This is a genomic window from Pseudomonas sp. LPB0260, from assembly GCF_013388395.1.
Genome location: NZ_CP058247.1, coordinates 6,246,828 through 6,264,331 on the forward strand (window position 1 = coordinate 6,246,828; position 17,504 = coordinate 6,264,331).

General features: G+C 67.0%; 15 protein-coding genes. 5 read left to right on the forward strand and 10 right to left on the reverse strand.

All coding sequences use genetic code 11. The annotated features are described in order from the left end of the window. Positions 1–17 precede the first annotated feature (17 nt). From LPB260_RS28205 to LPB260_RS28225, 5 genes are all read right to left on the reverse strand, one after another. Positions 18–815, reverse strand: coding sequence for an enoyl-CoA hydratase/isomerase family protein (locus tag LPB260_RS28205; RefSeq protein WP_208709364.1), 798 nt, complete (start codon positions 813–815; stop codon positions 18–20). A 321-nt stretch (positions 816–1,136) separates the two neighbouring features. After that, a complete protein-coding gene (gene atuD, locus LPB260_RS28210) occupies positions 1,137–2,294 on the reverse strand; it encodes an acyl-CoA dehydrogenase family protein (protein WP_208709366.1) in 1,158 nt (385 codons plus the stop codon). Positions 2,295–2,380: 86 nt separating this feature from the next. Next, the gene (gene atuC / locus LPB260_RS28215; RefSeq protein WP_208709368.1) at positions 2,381–3,997 is read right to left on the reverse strand and encodes an acyl-CoA carboxylase subunit beta; all 1,617 of its coding nucleotides are present in this window, start codon (positions 3,995–3,997) and stop codon (positions 2,381–2,383) included. A gap of 4 nt (positions 3,998–4,001) precedes the next feature. After that, positions 4,002–4,880 carry an SDR family oxidoreductase gene (locus LPB260_RS28220; RefSeq protein ID WP_208709370.1) on the reverse strand — a complete coding sequence of 293 codons (879 nt, stop codon included), beginning with the start codon at positions 4,878–4,880 and terminating at the stop codon, positions 4,002–4,004. Between the two features lie 51 nt (positions 4,881–4,931). Then, complete coding sequence (locus LPB260_RS28225) at positions 4,932–6,740, reverse strand: acyclic terpene utilization AtuA family protein (protein ID WP_208709372.1); 1,809 nt, start codon at positions 6,738–6,740, stop codon at positions 4,932–4,934. Between the two features lie 245 nt (positions 6,741–6,985). Between LPB260_RS28225 and LPB260_RS28230 the strand changes: the two genes are divergently transcribed. From LPB260_RS28230 to LPB260_RS28240, 3 genes are all read left to right on the forward strand, one after another. Next, entirely contained in the window at positions 6,986–7,609 is a 624-nt protein-coding gene (locus LPB260_RS28230; protein ID WP_218281518.1) for a TetR/AcrR family transcriptional regulator, read from the forward strand. A gap of 158 nt (positions 7,610–7,767) precedes the next feature. Beyond that, a complete protein-coding gene (locus LPB260_RS28235) occupies positions 7,768–8,490 on the forward strand; it encodes an ABC transporter substrate-binding protein (RefSeq protein WP_256625624.1) in 723 nt (240 codons plus the stop codon). A gap of 99 nt (positions 8,491–8,589) precedes the next feature. Beyond that, positions 8,590–9,405, forward strand: a complete 816-nt coding sequence (locus LPB260_RS28240; protein WP_371926143.1) for a substrate-binding periplasmic protein — start codon at positions 8,590–8,592, stop codon at positions 9,403–9,405. Between the two features lie 81 nt (positions 9,406–9,486). On the opposite strand, the gene LPB260_RS28245 is transcribed toward LPB260_RS28240, so the two are convergent. The 3 genes from LPB260_RS28245 to LPB260_RS28255 all read right to left on the reverse strand — a co-directional run bounded on the left by LPB260_RS28245 (position 9,487) and on the right by LPB260_RS28255 (position 12,540). Continuing rightward, entirely contained in the window at positions 9,487–10,773 is a 1,287-nt protein-coding gene (locus LPB260_RS28245) for a hypothetical protein (protein ID WP_208709376.1), read from the reverse strand. Between the two features lie 85 nt (positions 10,774–10,858). After that, entirely contained in the window at positions 10,859–11,035 is a 177-nt protein-coding gene (locus LPB260_RS28250; protein WP_208709378.1) for a DUF2897 family protein, read from the reverse strand. A 158-nt stretch (positions 11,036–11,193) separates the two neighbouring features. Then, positions 11,194–12,540 carry a class II 3-deoxy-7-phosphoheptulonate synthase gene (locus LPB260_RS28255; RefSeq protein ID WP_208709380.1) on the reverse strand — a complete coding sequence of 449 codons (1,347 nt, stop codon included), beginning with the start codon at positions 12,538–12,540 and terminating at the stop codon, positions 11,194–11,196. Positions 12,541–12,782: 242 nt separating this feature from the next. On the opposite strand from LPB260_RS28255, the gene LPB260_RS28260 reads away from it, so the two are divergent. Next, positions 12,783–13,556 (forward strand): spermidine synthase, encoded by a 774-nt coding sequence (locus tag LPB260_RS28260; protein ID WP_371926144.1) that lies wholly within the window; start codon positions 12,783–12,785, stop codon positions 13,554–13,556. Positions 13,557–13,563: 7 nt separating this feature from the next. On the opposite strand, the gene LPB260_RS28265 is transcribed toward LPB260_RS28260, so the two are convergent. Next, positions 13,564–14,355 (reverse strand): crotonase/enoyl-CoA hydratase family protein, encoded by a 792-nt coding sequence (locus tag LPB260_RS28265; RefSeq protein ID WP_208709382.1) that lies wholly within the window; start codon positions 14,353–14,355, stop codon positions 13,564–13,566. A gap of 385 nt (positions 14,356–14,740) precedes the next feature. Between LPB260_RS28265 and LPB260_RS28270 the strand changes: the two genes are divergently transcribed. After that, positions 14,741–16,402: a DEAD/DEAH box helicase gene (locus LPB260_RS28270; protein WP_208709384.1), complete on the forward strand. Its 1,662-nt coding sequence runs from the start codon at positions 14,741–14,743 to the stop codon at positions 16,400–16,402. A gap of 45 nt (positions 16,403–16,447) precedes the next feature. Here the strand turns inward: LPB260_RS28270 and LPB260_RS28275 are convergent, their stop codons facing one another. Continuing rightward, positions 16,448–17,410, reverse strand: coding sequence for an IS1595 family transposase (locus tag LPB260_RS28275; protein WP_208709386.1), 963 nt, complete (start codon positions 17,408–17,410; stop codon positions 16,448–16,450). Between the last annotated feature and the right edge of the window lie 94 nt (positions 17,411–17,504).

Sequence of the window (17,504 nt, forward strand, 5' to 3'; positions counted from 1 at the left end):
GCGCTCCGCTCTGTGGTTCATTGCGCCCAGCTCGGCGCGCGTTTCTGCACGAAGGCCAGGGTGCCTTCGGTTCCTTCGCTGCCGGTCACCGCGGCGGCGAACTGTGCGGCGGCGTTGTCCAGCAGCGCGTCCAGGGGCTGCGCCTGGCAAGCCAGCAGCAAGGCCTTGGTCTGGGCATTGGCCTGGGGCGCGCAGCGGCGAACCTGGGCCAGGGCCTCGGCCAGGCGTTGCTCGAGGGCCTCGTCCCCGGCCTCGCTGAAGTGCACCAGGCCCAGGCGCGCCGCCTCGCTGCCGTCGAAGCGCGCCCCGGTCAGGGCCAGGCGCCGGGCCTGGGTCAGGCCGATGCGCGTGGCGACGAAGGGGGCGATCTGCGCCGGCAGCACCCCCAGGGTGGTTTCCGGCAGGCCGAACTGGGCGTCCTGGCGGGCGATGGCGATGTCGGAGACGCAGGCCAAGCCCAGGCCGCCGCCGAGCACCGCGCCCTCCAGCACCACGATCAGTACCTGGGGCAGGGCCTGCGCCTCCTGCAGCAGGCTGCCGAAGGCGCGGTTCAGCGAGCGGAACGCCTCGCCCCCGGCGGCGCGAGCCGTGGCCATGTCCTTGATGTCGCCGCCGGCGCAGAAGTGCCCGCCAACGCCGCGCAGCACCAGGGCGCGAATCTCTGGGGCATGCCGCAGGCTCTCCAGCACCGCGCGCAGCTCGCCGACCATGGTCAGGCTCATGGCGTTGCGGCAGTCCGGACGGTTGAGGCTGAGGTGCAGCACGCCATCGGCCTGTTCCAGCAGCAGGGTTTGGCATTCGGGTAGAGCGGTCATCCGGTATTCCTTATGCGTGGGATGGGTGGAGCGCAGCGATACCCTTCGATGCGGCGGCGAGGCAATGGCGATGGGTATCGACGCGGCGCGTCTCAACCCATCCTGCGGTCGCCTGCTTCAGCCATTTCTATGGCCATGTCCCAATTACCTGTTGCCTGGGCGATTCAGGTCTGAGCCCTTCTCGCGTAGCCGGCAACGGGTAGGGTGCGCTATGCGCACCACGGCTGGCGACGAACCACTGGTGCGCACGGCGCACCCTACGAACCCAGATCGTCTCAAGCGCAGTGGCGATAGCCGAACGCACCCTAATTGGTCCATAGGCTATTTTTTCTTGCCGGGCAGGGTACCCATCAGCTTGCAGATGATGCCCAGCATGATCTCGTCGGCGCCGCCGCCGATCGAGACCAGGCGGGTGTCGCGGTAGGCCCGCGACACCGGGTTGTCCCACATGAAGCCCATGCCGCCCCAGTACTGCAGGCAGCTGTCGGTGACCTCGCGGCCCAGGCGCCCGGCCTTGAGCTTGGCCATGGAGGCCAGGCGGGTCACGTCCTTGCCGGCCACGTACAGCTCGGTGGCCTGGTAGACCAGGGCGCGCAGGGCCTCGATCTCGGTCTGCAGTTCGGCCAGGCGGAAGTGGATGACCTGGTTGTCGATCAGCGCGCTGCCGAAGGTCTGGCGCTCCTTGCAGTAGTCGATGGTGGCCTCGATGCAGTGCTCCAGGCCCTGGAGCATGTTGGCTGCGCCGAACAGGCGCTCCTCCTGGAACTGCAGCATCTGCATCATGAAACCCGTGCCCTCGGCACCGATGCGGTAGCGCTGCGGCACCCGCACGCCGTCGAAGAACACCTGGGCGGTCTCCGAGCTGCGCATGCCGAGCTTGTCCAGGGGCGGCGCGATGCTGATGCCCGGGCTGTTCATCGGCACCATGATCAGCGACTTGTTGACGTGGGGCTTGTCGTCCGAGGTGTTGGCCAGCAGGCAGATGAAGTCGGCGCTGGGGGCGTTGGTGATCCACATCTTGCTGCCGTCGATCACATAGTCGTCGCCGTCCTTGCGGGCGCGGGTCTTCAGCCCGGCCACGTCGGAGCCGGCGCCGACCTCGGAGACGCCGATGCAGCCGACCATCTCGCCGGAGATGGCCGGACGCAGGAACTGCTCGCGCAGCTCGTCGGAGCCGAAGCGGGCCAGGGCCGGGGTGCACATGTCGGTCTGCACGCCGATGGACATGGGGATGCCGCCACAGTAGATGCTGCCGAACGCCTCGGCAGCGACGATCGAGTAGCTGTAGTCCAGGCCCATGCCGCCGAACTGCTGCGGCTTGGAGATGCCCAGCAGGCCCAGTTCGCCGGCCTTGCGGAAGATCTCATGGATCGGGAAGCGGCCATCTCTTTCCCAGTCATCGACGTGGGGGTTGATCTCCTTGTCGACGAAATCGCGCACGGTGCGGCGCAGGGCTTCGTGTTCCTGGGTGAAGAGCATGGTTGTTGTTCTCCTGTAGGGTGCGCCGTGCGCACCGATATCTTGGGCGGTGCGCGGGGTCTGGGCGGCCCCGCGCACCCTGCGGGTCAGAAACGGGCCACGCCGAATGTGCTGGGTTTCAGCGGCCGCAGCGCGGCCTCGGCGCAGATGTCCAGCAGCAGAGCCAGCAGCGTGCGGGTATCACGCGGGTCGATCAGGCCGTCGTCCCACAACTGGGCGGTGCCGTACAGCGCGGTGGACTGGCTGTCGAGCTTCTGCGCGGTTGCGCTCTCCAGCATGTCGAGCATCTGCGGATCGGCCTCCTTGCCCTGTTTCCGGTGCTTCTCCTCGGTGACGATGCGCAACACCTTGCCGGCCTGGGCACCGCCCATCACCGCGGTCTTGCTGTTGGGCCAGGCGAAGATAAAGCGCGGATCCAGACCTCTCCCGCACATGGCGTAGTTGCCGGCGCCGTAGGAGCCGCCGACCACCAGGGTCAGCTTGGGCACCGTGGCGTTGGCTACCGCCTGGATCAGCTTGGAACCGTGCTTGATCACGCCCTGTTGCTCGGACTCGGTGCCGACCATGAAACCGGTGGTGTTGTGCAGGAACAGGATAGGGCTGTTGCTCTGCTCGCACAGCTGGATGAATTGCGCCGCCTTGGCCGCCCCCTGGGGGGTGATGGGGCCGTTGTTGCCGATCAGGCCGCAGGGCTGGCCCTCGATGCGCAGGTGGCCGCAGACGGTCTGCTGGTCGAACTCATGCTTGAAATCGAGGAACTCCGAGCCGTCGGCGATGCGCGCGATGATCTCGCGCACGTCGTAGGGCTTCTTGGCATCAGACGGCACCACGCCGAGCAGCTCTTCGGCCTGGTACAGCGGCTCGCGCCAGCTCTGCTGCGGGCGGGGCGGCAGCTGGGCATTCCACGGCAGCATGGCGAGAATCTCGCGGGCGATGCGCACGGCGTCGGCGTCGTTCTCCGCCAGGTATTCGGCGGTGCCGGCGACCTGGGCGTGCATCTCGGCGCCGCCGAGGGTCTCGTCCGTGGCCACCTCGCCGGTGGCGGCCTTGAGCAGCGGCGGACCGGCGAGGAACAGCTTGGCCTTGCCGCGCACCACCACCACGTAATCCGACAGCCCCGGCTGGTAGGCGCCGCCGGCGGTGCTGGAACCGTGCACCAGGGTGATCTGCGGCAGGCCCATGGCCGACAGGCGCGCCTGGTTGGCGAAGCCGCGGGCGCCTTCGACGAAGATCTCCGCCGCGTAGTTGAGGTTGGCGCCGCCGCTTTCGGCCAGGGTCACCAGCGGCAGCTTGTTCTCCATGGCGATCTGCTGCAGGCGCAGGGTCTTCTTCAGGCCGCTGGGCGAGATGGTGCCGCCCTTGATCGCGCTGTTGCTGGCGCTGACCAGGCAGCGCACCCCGGCGACATAGCCGATGCCGGCGATGATGCCGCCGCCGGCCTGGGTGCCGTCCTTGTCGTCGTGCAGCCGGTAGCCGGCCAGGGAACAGAGTTCGAGGAAGGGGCTGCCGGCATCGAGCAGCAGGCCGAGGCGTTCGCGGGGCAGCAACTGGCCGCGCTGCTCGAACTTGGCCTTGGCCTCGGCGGCCTTGGCCAGGCACTGCCGCTCGACGTCGCGGAAGGCGCCGATGGCAGCGAGCATGGCCTCACGGTTCTGCGCGAATGCTTCACCCTGCACGTCGAGTTCCGACTGAATCACCGGCATCGTTCTATTCCTCCTGCTCTTTCAGTACGTCGGGCAGGTAGGCACGGTGGAAGCCGTTGTAGCTCCGGCTCTGTCCCGGCTTGGTCTTGCCCAGGGGAAAGGCGCGGCTGCCCTGGCTGGCGGCGCCGTCGATGCGCACCGTGGTACCGCTGATATAGGCCGCGCCCGGCGACAGCAGGAAGACGATGGCGGCGGCGACTTCCGATTCGCTGCCGATGCGCTTGAGCGGCACGCTCTCGCGCAGGGTGGGGATCACCGCGCGAAAGGCGCCCTCGTAGGTGTCCATGCCGCTGGAGGCGATCCAGCCCGGCGCCACCGCATTGACCCGCACCCCTGCGTGGCCCCACTCGACCGCGGCGGTCTTGGTGAAATTCTCCATGCCGGCTCGCGCGGCGCCGGAGTGGCCCATGCCCGGCATGCCACCCCACATGTCGGCGAGCATGTTGACGATGCTGCCGCCGGTTCGGCTCATGCACTGGTTGAACACTTCGCGGGCGACCAGGAAGCCGCCGACCAGGTTGGTGCGCACCACGGTCTCGAAGCCCTTCTGGTTGATCGAGGCCAGCGGCGCCGGGTACTGGCCGCCGGCGTTGTTGACCAGGTGGTGGATGGCGCCACGCTCGGCGAGCACGGCCGCGACCATGGTCCTGACCGCCTCTTCGTCGCGAATGTCGCAGACGTGGAAGCTGGCGCTGCCGCCGTCCTCGGCGATCTCGCCTGCGGTGCTGGCCAGTTTCTCGGCCTTGCGCCCGACCAGCACCACATGGGCACCGAGGGCCGCCAGCTCATGGGCGGTGCAGCGGCCGATGCCGCTGCCGCCGCCGGTGACCAGGATGGTCTGGCCGGCGAACAGGCCGGGTTTGAAGATCGAGTCGTAGCTCATGCGGAGTGTCCTGGCTGAGTCCGGTGCGCGTGGCGCACCCTACGGGGTGGTCTAGGGTGCGCTGGGCGCACCGTTCAATGTGTCGGCCAGGGCGCGTGGCACCGGCACCGGAAATTCCAGCAGTTGCTGGGCGAAGGCCTTGCCCTGCGGGTCGATGCGCAGGCTGGCGATGCCGCCGCCGCCCAGGGCGTTTTCCAGCAGGAAATTGAGGCTGTGGCTGCCGGGCAGGTACCAGCGCTGGATGCGACCGCGCTGCGGGTCCAGCACGTGGCCCATCCAGTCGGCCAGGGCCGCCGTGGACAGCGCCTCGGCGATCCACGGCAGGTACTCGGGGCGGCGCGCCATCACGCCGATGTTGGCGTGATTACCCTTGTCGCCGGAGCGCGCCACCGCCAGCTTGATCAAGGGCACGCTGGCGTCGGCCGGGCCTTGCGCTGGCGCCGGCTCGATGGCGTCAGTCAGGGCCTCGGGGGTGAAGGTGTCGGTGGCGGGCAGGGCGACGGGCTGCCGCTCGTCCGCCAGTTCCACTTGCAGCGCGCAGGCGCGCTTGTCGACCAGGAAGGAGAACAGGCGAATCACCGGGTAGACCGTCGGCCGGCCGCCGACCAGGCCGGTGAGGCCCGGCGCCATGCCGGTGGCGGCCTGGGCGATCTCGCGGGAGAACAGTACCAGCGCTTCCTTGCGTGGATGGCGCACGGCCAGCTTGATCACCACCTCGCGGCTGTCCTGGCGGCGGCCGTGGGGGCCATAGGTGGCCTCGCTGCCGAGCAGTTCGATGCTGACTTCGCTGTAGGGGCCCCAGCCCCGCGCGGCGAACAGTTCCTCGGTCTTGGCGATGATCGCCTGGCTGACCCTCTGGGCCTTCTGCACCGCATCTATCCCGGCCATCAGGCAACTGGCACTGCAGCGGAAACCGTCCGGGTAGGTGGCGCTGACCTTGTACTGGGTGGTGGGCGGCAGGCCCCGGGCACCCGATACGGCGACGCGATCCTGGCCGATCTGCGCGAGGCGGACCTGGCTGAAGTCGCAGACCACGTCCGGCAGCAGGTAGGCCCGCGGGTCGCCGATCTCGTAGAGCAACTGTTCGCCCACGGTCAAGGGGCTGACCAGGCCACCGCTGCCCGCTGGCTTGGACACGACGAAGCTGCCATCGGCGGCCACCTCGACGATGGGAAAGCCGATGTGTTCGTAGTCCGGCACGCTTTGCCAGTCGGTGAAGTTGCCGCCGGTGCATTGCGCGCCGCACTCGATGATGTGCCCGGCCAGGGCGCCCTGGGCCAGCTTGTCGTAGTCGCGCCAGTCCCAGGCGAATTCATGGACCAGGGCGGCGCTGACCAGGGCGCTGTCGACCACCCGGCCGGTGACCACGATGTCGGCACCCCGCTCCAGGGCGGCGACGATGCCCGGGGCGCCGAGGTAGGCATTGATCGATACGCAGTGGGGCGGCAGGGCTGCGCCGCTGAACATCTCCACCGGGCCATCCTGGCGCAGCTCGGCGAGCCTGGGCTGCAGGTCGTCGCCGTGCAGCACGGCGATCTTCAGCTCGACCCCGGCCTTCTCGCAGGCGGCGCGCAGCGCCTCGGCGCAGGCCTTGGGATTGACCCCGCCGGCATTGCTGATCACCCGGATGCGTTGGGCCTCGATTTGCGTCAGCAGCGGCGCGAGGACCTCGACGAAGTCGCCGGCAAATCCCTGCTGCGGGTTCTTCAGGCGGGCGCCGGCCATGATCGACATCGTCACTTCTGCCAGGTAGTCGAACACCAGGTAGTCCAGCTGGCCGCCGTGCACCAGCTGGGCGGCGGCGGTGCAGGTGTCGCCCCAGAACGCGGAGGCGCAGCCGATGCGCACGGTGTTGGTCATTGGCAGGGGTCCGTCACGGAGAGAAGATGGATGAGACACTACCAAGCAAGCGCTTGGTTGAAAAGTGCAAAAGAACGGCTTTCCGGCCAAAAGTGCGGCCGAGCGCTTGCTTGGGGGCAGCGCCCGGCATAACTTTCACCAATAACGACAAACACTTGGCGCGATCAGCCAGGGTTGCGGGGATAATCCGGCGATAGTGCGGGCTGCCGCAGCGGATAGGGATAGGGGTAGGGGGAGTAACCAGCGTGGACGATCAACAGGCTCAGGCGGTGATGCGCGAATTGGTGGCCAAGGGGCTGGTCACCGATCCGGACAGCGCCCGCGGCAAGCTGCTGCAGACGGCGGCCCATCTGTTTCGCAGCAAGGGCTACGAGCGCACCACGGTGCGCGACCTGGCCAGCGCGGTGGGCATTCAGTCGGGCAGCATCTTTCATCACTTTAAGAGCAAGGATGAAATCCTCCGCTCGGTGATGGAGGAGACCATCCGTTACAACACCGCCCTGATGCAGGCCGAACTGGCCGAGGCGAGCAGCCTGCGCGAGCGGGTACTGGCGCTGATCCGCTGCGAACTTCAGTCGATCATGGGCGGAACCGGCGAGGCCATGGCGGTGCTGGTGTATGAATGGCGCTCGCTGTCCGAGGAAGGCCAGCGCTTCATTCTCGAGCTGCGCGCCACCTATGAGCAGCTTTGGCTGGAGGTGCTCGGCGAAGCCAAGGCGCAGGGCTACTTCAAGGCCGACCCGTTCATCCTGCGTCGTTTTCTCACCGGCGCCCTGAGCTGGACCACCACCTGGTTCCACCCCGAGGGGCCGATGACCCTCGAGCAGCTGGCCGAGGAGGCCTTGTCGCTCGTGCTCAAGGAAGTTTGAGCAGAATGGGCTAGGCTTAGCGGAGTCTTCGACTGCATCGTTGTGGCCAGGGAAGCGGCCGCGTGACATATACAGGGAACGGTCAGGGTCATGTGTGTTCCATGAGGTGTTCCTTGCGCGCGCGGTACGGAGTTCTGCTGGTCGCACTGAGTCTGCTGATGATCCAGCCGCTGGCGGCTGAGCTTCGGGTCGGCGTCGGCGCCTACCATTTTCCCCCCTATGTGATGAAGCCCGAGAGCGCCAGTCCTGGCGGGCTGTTGCCGGAGTTGCTGGTGGCGCTGAATCGCCTGCAGGGCGACTACCGTTTCGAGCTGGTGGCGACCTCGGTGACCCGCCGCTACCGCGACCTGCAGAGCGGCCGCTTCGACCTGATCCTGTTCGAGTCGCCGAGTTGGGGTTGGCAGGACATCGAGCACAGTGCCCTGGACCTGCAGATCGAAGATGCCGAAGTCTATGTCGCCCGGGTTGAGTCGGGGCGTGATCAGCGCTACTTCGACCAGCTCAAGGGCAAACGCATGGCCCTTTACAACGGCTATCACTATGGCTTTGCCGACTTCAATGCGGATCAGCAGTTTCTCGCTCAGGAGTTCGGCGCCGTGCTCACCTATTCCCACGACAGCAACCTGGCCATGATCCTGCGCGGGCGCGCGGACATCGCGGTGATCACCCGTTCCTACCTGCAGCTCTATCAGGACCGCCATCCCGAGCGCGGTGCGGCGCTGCTGGTGTCGCAGCGAGCCGACCAGCTCTATCAGCACCACGCGCTGTTCCGTCGGAACGGGCCCCTGGAGCCGGTTCGCTTCGCCGGGTTGATGAAGCGGCTAGAAGAGCAGGGCCAGCTGGAACCCTTGTTGAGGCGCTATCACCTGCTGGCACCCTAAATGGCGCAAGTCAGCCAGAGCCATACTGGCGGCCGGGGCCGGGATTAAGCAGGCCAATTATTAACCGTTAGGATCGATATTTTGGGGAAGCGTATGGGGATGTCGATGCGCAGGTTGCTGCGAGCTGGTGGGGTGCTGGGCGCATTGCTTCTGGCCATGCCGCTGGCCGCCGAGCAGGTGGTGCATGTCGGCGGCGTGCACTTCCCGCCCTATGTGGTCAAGCCGGAACAGCCGAATGCTTCCGGTCTGTTGCTCGAGTTGCTCGAGGCGTTGAACCAGGAACAGGGCGACTATCGATTCGTCATGGTGCCCACTTCGGTACCGCGTCGATTTCGCGACTTCCAGGACGGGCGCATCGATCTGGCGCTGTTCGAGAACCCGGCCTGGGACTGGCAGACCATTGCCCACGACACGGTCGACATGGGCCTGGAGGATGCCGAGGTGTTCGTCGCGCGGGTCGAGGTCGGTCGAGGACAAAGCTACTTCGACTCGCTGCAAGGCAAGCGCCTGGCGCTGTACAACGGCTATCACTACGCCTTCGCCGGCTTCAACGCCGCCCCCGAGTTCCTCCAGCAGAACTACAACGCTACCCTGACCTATTCCCACGACAGCAACCTGCTGATGGTGTTACGCCGCAGGGCCGATATCGCCCTGGTCACGCGTTCCTATATCGGCGAGTTTCTCGAGCGCCATCGCAAGTACGCCGGGCAGTTGCTGGTCTCCGAGCGGGTCGACCAGCGTTACAAGCACTATGCCCTGGTGCGCCCGCAGGGGCCGATCAGTGCCGAGCGTTTCGCGGCGCTGCTGGAGCAGCTGCGTCGCGGCGGTCAATTGGCGGAGATTTTCACCCCAAATCGCATCGCGGTCCGGCCTGGTTCGGTGGAGCGTTCGGGCGTGGCCGATGTGGCGGATTGATCGCTTGCTAGGGGCGGCGGGTCCCTGCCGAAAATAATTCCGACGCAGCTGGACGCCGTTCAGCGCACGAGCTCCGCGGGTCTAGTGGAAGTAGCGCTGCAGCAGGTGTGGATCGTCGAAGTGGGCCCGGCCGATGAAGGCCGTGGCATGGCGTCCCCATTGGCGCATGGCGCCGGGCGAACGTACCCCGGACGGCCACAGCAGCCAGCGCTCCAGGCGCTGGCTGCCGGGCACCAGGCCATCGGTGGCATACAGGCTGCGCTGCCCGCTGGGGTGCGGTAGTCGACGCAGCTGATCGAGGTCGGCCTGCTGGTAGGTCAGTGCCGGGTAGGGCGAGCGGCGTCCATCGACCCAGAGCAATTCATGGGTGCCGGCGTTCAGCCAGAGCGTCGCGGCCTGGCTACCGTCGAGGTGCAGACGGTGCGCCAGGCGGGCCTCCTCGTTCCTCGGCTGGCGAAAGCGCAGTGGCGAGTGTTGCGGCAGGTAGAAGCTGTGCCAGCAGCCGCAGGGGTGGATGCTGTCATACAGAACCGCATGGCCCTGGCGGTTGAGGGTGACGCGCCAGAGCAGGCCGTCCAGCTCGCCGCCGTACAGGTCCAAGGCGTGCGGTCGCGGTCGCTGGCTGAACCACAGCTGGTAGATCAACTGCAGGTGCCAACGACCGTCGATCCGGCTCCAGCCCAAGTGCCGATACAGGCGCGGCTGCTGGGCGTTGAAGGCGCGGCGGCCATCGGCGGCGAAATACGGGCTGCCGATGTGGTCGCTGCGGCTGGCCTGTTCGATACGCAGGTGCGGCGCATGGCGCGCGAACAGGGCATCGAGCTGGGCGGCGCTCGGCTGCGGCAGACCCAGAGGGTCATCGCTCAGAGGGATCGGACGACTGGTTTCCCGATTCGGTAGCGGCGCGTAGCTCAGCCAGCCAGGCCCGTCCGCGGGTGCCCGGGCCTGGGCCGCGGCCCGCTGCCAGGCGGCGATGCCCTGGCGGAAGGCGGGCTCGAACAGCGGATTGAGGCCGAGCACGCGCGCCCAGTCGCGGTAGTCGTCGGGCACCTGGGCGGCCTGGCGCGCGCGGGCGAAGGCTTCGGGGTCGTCGCTCAGGCGCTGTACTTGGTCGGCTCGGCAGGTCGCCAGTTGCTGGCGGCGGGCGCTGGCGCTCCAGATGCGCCGCTGGACTCCGGGTAGCTGGGCGATTTCCAGCTGGCTGGCTTCGGCATCGTGGGCGGCCAGGCGTTGGGCCCACAGACTGCGTTGCTGCGCGCCGCTCGCTTCGGCGCCCAGGCTGGCCAGAAGCCTGTCGCTGCGCAGGCCGGGAAAGTCCGCCAGGAGGTGGTATTGCGCGTCCCGCTGCGCCTGGGTGGCATCGTGCAAGCGGGCAAACAGCAGGGTGCAGTCGTCGAGTTCGGCGACGGGCGGAGTGATGCTGGCGCAGCCGGTTAGCAGCAGCGCCGACAGGCTAGCGCCGACTATCGTCCTTGGCGTCCTGCGCCTCCATCTCGATTTTTCGTTCACGGATCTTCTGCAGTTGTTCATCGCTCAGGGGCAGGGGCTTGGCGGTACGCAGCAGCACCAGCAAACCGCCGACTATGGAACCCAGGACGAGCAAGAGCAGTAGCCAGGCAAACCACGGCATGGTCGGTCCCTCTACAGGTGCATGGTCAGCTCACCATATCGCGTCAGCCACGCCTTGTCAGTTCGGTGCCGTGATTCGGGCGGCGAACGCCGGGGCTCTTGGGGCGGTGTCGGCCAAGGCCCTGGGCGGGCAGCCTGGGGCTGCCCGCCTGCGTGGGTCTAGCGGCGTACCTGCTTGAGGGTTTCGGCGATCAGGAAGGCCAGTTCCAGGGACTGGTCGGCATTCATCCGCGGGTCGCAGTGGGTGTGGTAGCGGTCCGACAGGCTGTCTTCGGTCACCGGACGGGCGCCGCCGATGCATTCGGTGACGTTCTGTCCGGTCATCTCGATATGAATGCCGCCGGCGTAGCTGCCCTCGGCCTGGTGTACGGCGAAGAACTGCTTCACTTCGGCGAGGATCTGCGCGAAGTCGCGGGTCTTGTACCCGGTGCTGGCCTTGATGGTGTTGCCGTGCATCGGGTCGGAGCTCCACAGTACCTGGCGGCCTTCGCGCTGCACGGTCTGGATCAGCCGTGGCAGGCCGGCTTCGACCTTGTCGGCACCCATGCGCACGATCAGGTTGAGGCGACCGGGGTCGTTGTCCGGGTTGAGGATGTCGATCAGGCGGATCAGGTCTTCGCTGTCCATGCTCGGGCCGACCTTGACCCCGATCGGGTTGCCGACGCCGCGCAGGAACTCGACATGGGCGCCGTCCAGCTGGCGGGTACGGTCGCCGATCCATAGCATGTGCGCCGAGCAGTCGTACCAACCGCCGGTGAGGCTGTCCTTGCGCACGAAGGCTTCTTCGTAGTTGAGCAGCAACGCCTCGTGGGCGGTGAAGAAGCTGGTCTCGCGCACCTGCGACGAGCCGTCCATGCCGCAGGCGCGCATGAAGGCCAGGGTCTCGTCGATGCGGTCGGCCATCTGGCTGTACTTTTCCGCCAGGGCCGAGTTGGCGATGAAGTCCAGGTTCCACTGGTGTACCTGGTGCAGGTCGGCGAAGCCGCCCTGGGCGAAGGCGCGCAGCAGGTTGAGAGTCGCCGTGGCCTGGTGGTAGGCCTGCAGCAGCCGCTCCGGGTCGGGCACGCGGCTCTGCGCATCGAAGCCGATGCCGTTGACGATGTCGCCGCGGTAGGCGGGCAGGGTGGTGCCGCCGATGGTCTCGTCGTTGGCCGAGCGCGGCTTGGCGAACTGGCCGGCCATGCGCCCGACCTTGACCACCGGGCAGCCGGCGGCGAAGGTCATGACGATGGCCATCTGCAGCAGCACCTTGAAGGTGTCGCGGATCTTCGCCGCGCTGAACTCGGCGAAGCTCTCGGCGCAGTCGCCGCCCTGCAGCAGGAAGGCGCGGCCCTGGGTCACTTCGGCGAACTGCCGGCGCAGCTCGCGGGCTTCGCCGGCGAACACCAGCGGCGGGTAGCCGGCCAGGGTCTGCTCGACTTTCGCCAGCTGGGCGGCATCGGGGTAGTTCGGCTGCTGCTGGATCGGCTTGGCTCTCCAGCTATCGGGACTCCAGGGTTGCGACATCAGGGCTCTCGGCTTCAGGCAATTTGGGCGGACTGGCATGGTAACCGATCAGCCGACTGCTTCAAGCCGATAGGCGCGATAGAGCCGCTGCATGATGCTGGATCGCGTCGAGGCGGGCGTTCGGCAGCCGGTCGGGCTGGTGTCGACGCGGCGAGTTTGCGCGTGACCCCGCTGCCGGCTTGTCGGACAATTGCCCCCTTTCCCGGTCCCGTTGGCTGGGCTACTCAAGGGTGGAGAGGTGGATGCCAGGTTTACCCCCGGTGGATGAGATGCAGGACGAGGTGCTGCTGGCCGAGGTGCAGGACGAGTTCGGCGTGATCCGTGTCGTGGAAATCGGCGCCTATCGCTTCCTCGAGTTCGGCGAGGCGATCGAGCAGAGCTGCGTGTTCACCGCCGACCCGAGCTGGCTGGAGTACGACTACACCCGCGCCATGCTGCTCGGCGCCCTGTGCCACGCGGCGCCGGAGAGTGCGCTGTTCCTCGGCCTGGGCGCCGGCAACCTGACCCAGGCCTGCCTCAAGTACCTGCCCCTGGACGATGTCGAGACCATCGAGTTGCGCCCCGCCGTGCCGCGCCTGGCCATGGAGTTCCTCGGCCTGGACGACGATCCGCGCCTGACCGTGCGCATCGGCGATGCCATGGAACTGCTGGATACGGCGGAGAGCGCCGACCTGATCTTCGTCGACCTGTACACCGACCATGGCCCCGGCGTCGGGCACCTGGCCTGGCGTTTTCTCGAGGACTGCCAGAAGCGTCTCAACCCAGGTGGCTGGCTGGTCATCAACCAGTGGGCCTGCGACGACGGCAGACCGCTCGGCGCCGCCCTGCTGCGCGGCCTCTACCATCGCCACTATTGGGAGTGCCCGGTGAAGGAGGGCAACGTGATCCTGCTGGTGCCGGCCGACCTGGACCAGCAGCTCGACCTGGCCGGCCTGCGCGACCGGGCTGAGGCCCTGGCGCCGCGCCTGGGCTACTCCCTGGAGCCCTTGATCGAGGTGCTGCGCCCGGCCAGCTGAGCCGGGTTCAGCGGCCCTTGAAGTCGCCGGGGCGACGCTCCTGCATGGCGCGCAGGCCTTCCTGGGCATCTTCGCTGGCCATCAGCCGGACCACGTTCGGATGCAGGCTGGCCGCCGCCGCGGTCTCGCCCTCGCGCACCGCCTGGCGCGCCGAGGCCAGGGTGGCCTGTACGCCGAGCGGCGCCTGGGCCGCGACCCGTTCGGCCAGGCGCAGCGCGCGCGGCATCAGGTCTTCACTGGCCACGACCTCCTGTACCAGCCCCAGGCGATAGGCCTCATGGGCGTCGAACTCGTCGCCGGTGAGCAGCCAGCGCATGGCATTGGCCCAGCCGGCGCGCTGGTGCAGGCGCAAGGTGGCGCCGCCGAACGGCATGATGCCGCGCTGTACCTCCATCTGGGCGAAGCGGGTGTTGCTGGCGCACAGGTTGATATCCGCGGCGAGCATCAACTCGATGCCGACTGTATAGCAGCAGCCCTGGGCGGCGACTATCACCGGCTTGCTGACCCGCGGCCCGCCGAACACCCCCCAGGGGTCGCAGCCACCCTCGGGGATCTGCCAGCCGGCGGCGAACTGGGCGGCGACATTGGCCAGGTCGAGGCCGGCGGTGAAGTGGTCGCCATGGGCGTGGATCAGGGCCACCCGGGCCTCGCTGTCGCGCTCGAACTCGCCGTAGGCCCGGCACAGGTCGTTGAGCATGTCCAGGTCGAAGGCGTTGCGCTTGGTGGCGCGTTCCAGGCCGAGCAAGGTGATGGGGCCGCGCTTCTCGCGACTGATCCGACCGCTGGCGTTTTGAGTCATGGCGAAACCTCAGGTAGAAGGGCGATTGCAGGGTGTATAGACGCCGGGTCCTCGCTTGTCCATGGGTAAAGCAGCAGCGCATGGCTGCCTGGCACAGCAGGACCACCCGGCGCCTTTTGCTTTTAATTCGAGGAAAACCAGCACATCCGTCAGGATTTCCGGTATAGTGCGCGCCGGTCAATTTTTGGCCACGTTCAGGTAGTGCAACTCGCCCGAAGGCTATCTTCGGCAGCCTGTCCGCTAAAGCGGGCAATCCTTGACGATTCATTCATCACTACGTTTTCGCAAATCCCCGCCGACAGGGCTGCCAGGGTGACTCTAGGGTCTTACACGGCATGCGCAGCTTTGGAACATGGGTCTTTGCGGATGCACTTGAGGCAGACCCATGACCCAGGAAATCGGCGGCTTCGCCGCGCTCGGACTTCATCCCAATATTCTCGCTGCGCTGACTGCCGTCGGCTACGAAGAGCCATCGCCCATCCAGGCCCAGGCCATTCCGGTGATCCTCGGCGGCCACGACATGATCGGCCAGGCCCAGACCGGTACCGGCAAGACCGCCGCCTTCGCCCTGCCGCTGCTGTCGAAGATCGACCCGGCCAAGCGCGAGCCGCAGGCGCTGATCCTGGCGCCGACCCGCGAGCTGGCCCTGCAGGTAGCCACCGCCTTCGAAACCTATTCCAAGCAGATGCCCGGCCTCAATGTGGTCGCGGTCTACGGTGGCGCACCGATGGGCCCGCAGCTCAAGGCCATCCGCCAGGGCGCACAGGTCATAGTCGCCACCCCGGGGCGCCTGGTCGACCACCTGCGTCGCGACGAAAAGGTCCTGTCGACCATCCAGTACCTGGTCCTCGACGAAGCCGACGAGATGCTCAAGCTGGGCTTCATGGATGACCTGGAGGTGATCTTCCAGGCCATGCCGGAGAGCCGCCAGAGCGTGCTGTTCTCCGCGACCCTGCCGCACTCGATCCGTGCCATCGCCGAGAAGCACCTGCGCAACCCGCAGCACGTCAAGATCGCCGCCAAGACCCAGACCGTGACCGCCATCGAGCAGGCGCACCTGATGGTTCACGCCGACCAGAAGCACGCTGCGGTATTGCGTCTGCTGGAAGTCGAAGAGTTCGACGCGCTGATCGGCTTCGTGCGCACCAAACAAGCCACCCTGGACCTGGCCGCCGCGCTGGAAGCCAAGGGCTACAAGGCTGCCGCGCTGAACGGCGACATCGCCCAGAATCAGCGTGAGCGGGTGATCGACTCGCTGAAAGACGGCCGTCTGGACATCGTGATCGCCACCGACGTCGCCGCGCGCGGCCTCGACGTACCGCGCATCACCCACGTGATGAACGTGGACATGCCCTACGATCCGGAGTCCTACGTGCACCGTATCGGCCGTACCGGCCGTGCCGGTCGTACCGGTCGCGCCCTGCTGCTGGTCACCCCGCGCGAGCGGCGCATGCTGCAGGTGATCGAGCGTGTCACCGGGCAGAAGGTCGGCGAGGTCAAGCTGCCCAACGGCCAGCAGGTGCTGGACGCCCGGATCAAGAAGCTCACCGCCAGCCTGGCGCCTTTGGTGGCCGGTGCCGAGGCCAGCCATGGCGATCTGCTCGACCGCCTGACCGCCGAGATTGGCTGCAGCCCGCGCGCCCTGGCCGCGGCCCTGCTGCGCAAGGCGACCAATGGCCAGGCCCTGACCCTGGCCGAGGTCGAGCGCGAGCAGCCGCTGGTGCCGAACAGCGGTCCCCGTGAGCGCAGCGAGCGTTCCGAGCGTGGCGAACCGCGCGAGCGTCGCGCGCCGATCCCGCTGGGCGAAGGCCGTGCCCGCTGCCGCACCGCCCTGGGCGCGCGCGATGGCATCGCCGCGAAGAACCTGCTGGGCGCCATCCTCAACGAAGGCGGCCTGGCCCGCGAAGCCATCGGCCGCATCCAGGTGCGCGAGAGCTTCAGCCTGGTTGAGCTGCCGGAGGACGGCCTGGAGCGCCTGCTGGGCAAGCTGAAGGACACCCGCGTCGGTGGCAAGCCGCTCAAGCTGCGCCGCTACCGCGAGGATTGATCCTCGGCCATTGAAGAAGCCCCGCAATGCGGGGCTTTTTTATGGCTATGTCCCAATAGCTTGTTGCATGGTTCGTCCTACCGCTTCCTGGATGCAGTGATCCGGCCGAATACTCTGCTGATAGCGCTCCAGCATGCGGCGCCAGCCCAGGTAATTCGGGAGGTAGCGGGTGGCCACGCCATGAAAGCGGGCCATCCAGTTCTTCAATCGACTGTGGTATGCGTTGACGTTCTGGATATGGAAGGCACCCTGGCGTACGCGCTCACCGGGGCGGGCATGCACGACGTGATGGGTAATGCCCTGGGTCCGGGCAAAACTGGCATAGACCGCCGCCCCATCAGTGCAGAGCACGGACTCCTGGTCGATCAGCGGCATCAACGCCTCACGCACATGAGCGGCATCGAGCTTGGCCAGCTTGAAGTCGGCGGTATGGCCCTCCCGGTCGCGTACCACCATCACCGGGATTTGGTCTTTACCCGTGCCCCGGGTCACGCTGACCCCACCTCGTTTGCGCGGCGGCCTCGGTAAGCGTCGCTGACCTTTGAATGACTCCAGAAAGAACGTCTCATCCACTTCGACAATACCGGTCTCATGGGTGGCGTGATGCCGAGCCGCAGCCGCCAGGAAGCGGTGCCTCCAGAGGAACGCGGTGTTCTTGCTGATACCGCACGCCTTGGCTGCCTTGCGCACGCTAAGCCCATTAATCAGTACCTGGGAATAGTCTTTCCAGCGCTCGGGATAGTGCAGGTGAGCAAGGCCGGTTGCCGAAAGCGCGGTACCCGTCCGGTGACAGCTACGGCAGCGATAGCGGCGCAGGCCGCGCGACCAGCCCCAGGGCGCAAGTTGCTTAGCACTGGCCTGACAATTCGGACAGTTCTGTAATGCCGGCAAGCAATCAACCACCGCTGCTGCGGGTGGGTGCTGCAGGGCTTGATGAAGCGTGGATTTCTGCTGGGTACTGAGCTGGCTCAATTGAGCCAGCCAGTGGTGAAAGGCTTGCGTATCCATGATCGGCAGACCCCTTCTGAGCGGATGCCTACCATTCAGGTTAGTTCTTGCAACACACCTTTGGGACATAGCCTTTTTTATGCCTGTGGTTCGC

What these genes read in the sequence shown, in the direction of transcription:
- atuD (WP_208709366.1), bottom strand. Translation starts at nt 2,294, where the DNA reads ATGCTCTTCACCCAGGAACACGAAGCCCTGCGCCGCACCGTGCGCGAT.
- LPB260_RS28275 (WP_208709386.1), bottom strand. Translation starts at nt 17,410, where the DNA reads ATGGATACGCAAGCCTTTCACCACTGGCTGGCTCAATTGAGCCAGCTC.
- LPB260_RS28220 (WP_208709370.1), bottom strand. Translation starts at nt 4,880, where the DNA reads ATGAGCTACGACTCGATCTTCAAACCCGGCCTGTTCGCCGGCCAGACC.
- LPB260_RS28240 (WP_371926143.1), top strand. Translation starts at nt 8,590, where the DNA reads ATGTCGATGCGCAGGTTGCTGCGAGCTGGTGGGGTGCTGGGCGCATTG.
- LPB260_RS28205 (WP_208709364.1), bottom strand. Translation starts at nt 815, where the DNA reads ATGACCGCTCTACCCGAATGCCAAACCCTGCTGCTGGAACAGGCCGAT.
- LPB260_RS28255 (WP_208709380.1), bottom strand. Translation starts at nt 12,540, where the DNA reads ATGTCGCAACCCTGGAGTCCCGATAGCTGGAGAGCCAAGCCGATCCAG.
- LPB260_RS28265 (WP_208709382.1), bottom strand. Translation starts at nt 14,355, where the DNA reads ATGACTCAAAACGCCAGCGGTCGGATCAGTCGCGAGAAGCGCGGCCCC.
- LPB260_RS28235 (WP_256625624.1), top strand. Translation starts at nt 7,768, where the DNA reads ATGATCCAGCCGCTGGCGGCTGAGCTTCGGGTCGGCGTCGGCGCCTAC.
- LPB260_RS28225 (WP_208709372.1), bottom strand. Translation starts at nt 6,740, where the DNA reads ATGACCAACACCGTGCGCATCGGCTGCGCCTCCGCGTTCTGGGGCGAC.
- LPB260_RS28270 (WP_208709384.1), top strand. Translation starts at nt 14,741, where the DNA reads ATGACCCAGGAAATCGGCGGCTTCGCCGCGCTCGGACTTCATCCCAAT.
- LPB260_RS28250 (WP_208709378.1), bottom strand. Translation starts at nt 11,035, where the DNA reads ATGCCGTGGTTTGCCTGGCTACTGCTCTTGCTCGTCCTGGGTTCCATA.
- LPB260_RS28260 (WP_371926144.1), top strand. Translation starts at nt 12,783, where the DNA reads ATGCCAGGTTTACCCCCGGTGGATGAGATGCAGGACGAGGTGCTGCTG.
- atuC (WP_208709368.1), bottom strand. Translation starts at nt 3,997, where the DNA reads ATGCCGGTGATTCAGTCGGAACTCGACGTGCAGGGTGAAGCATTCGCG.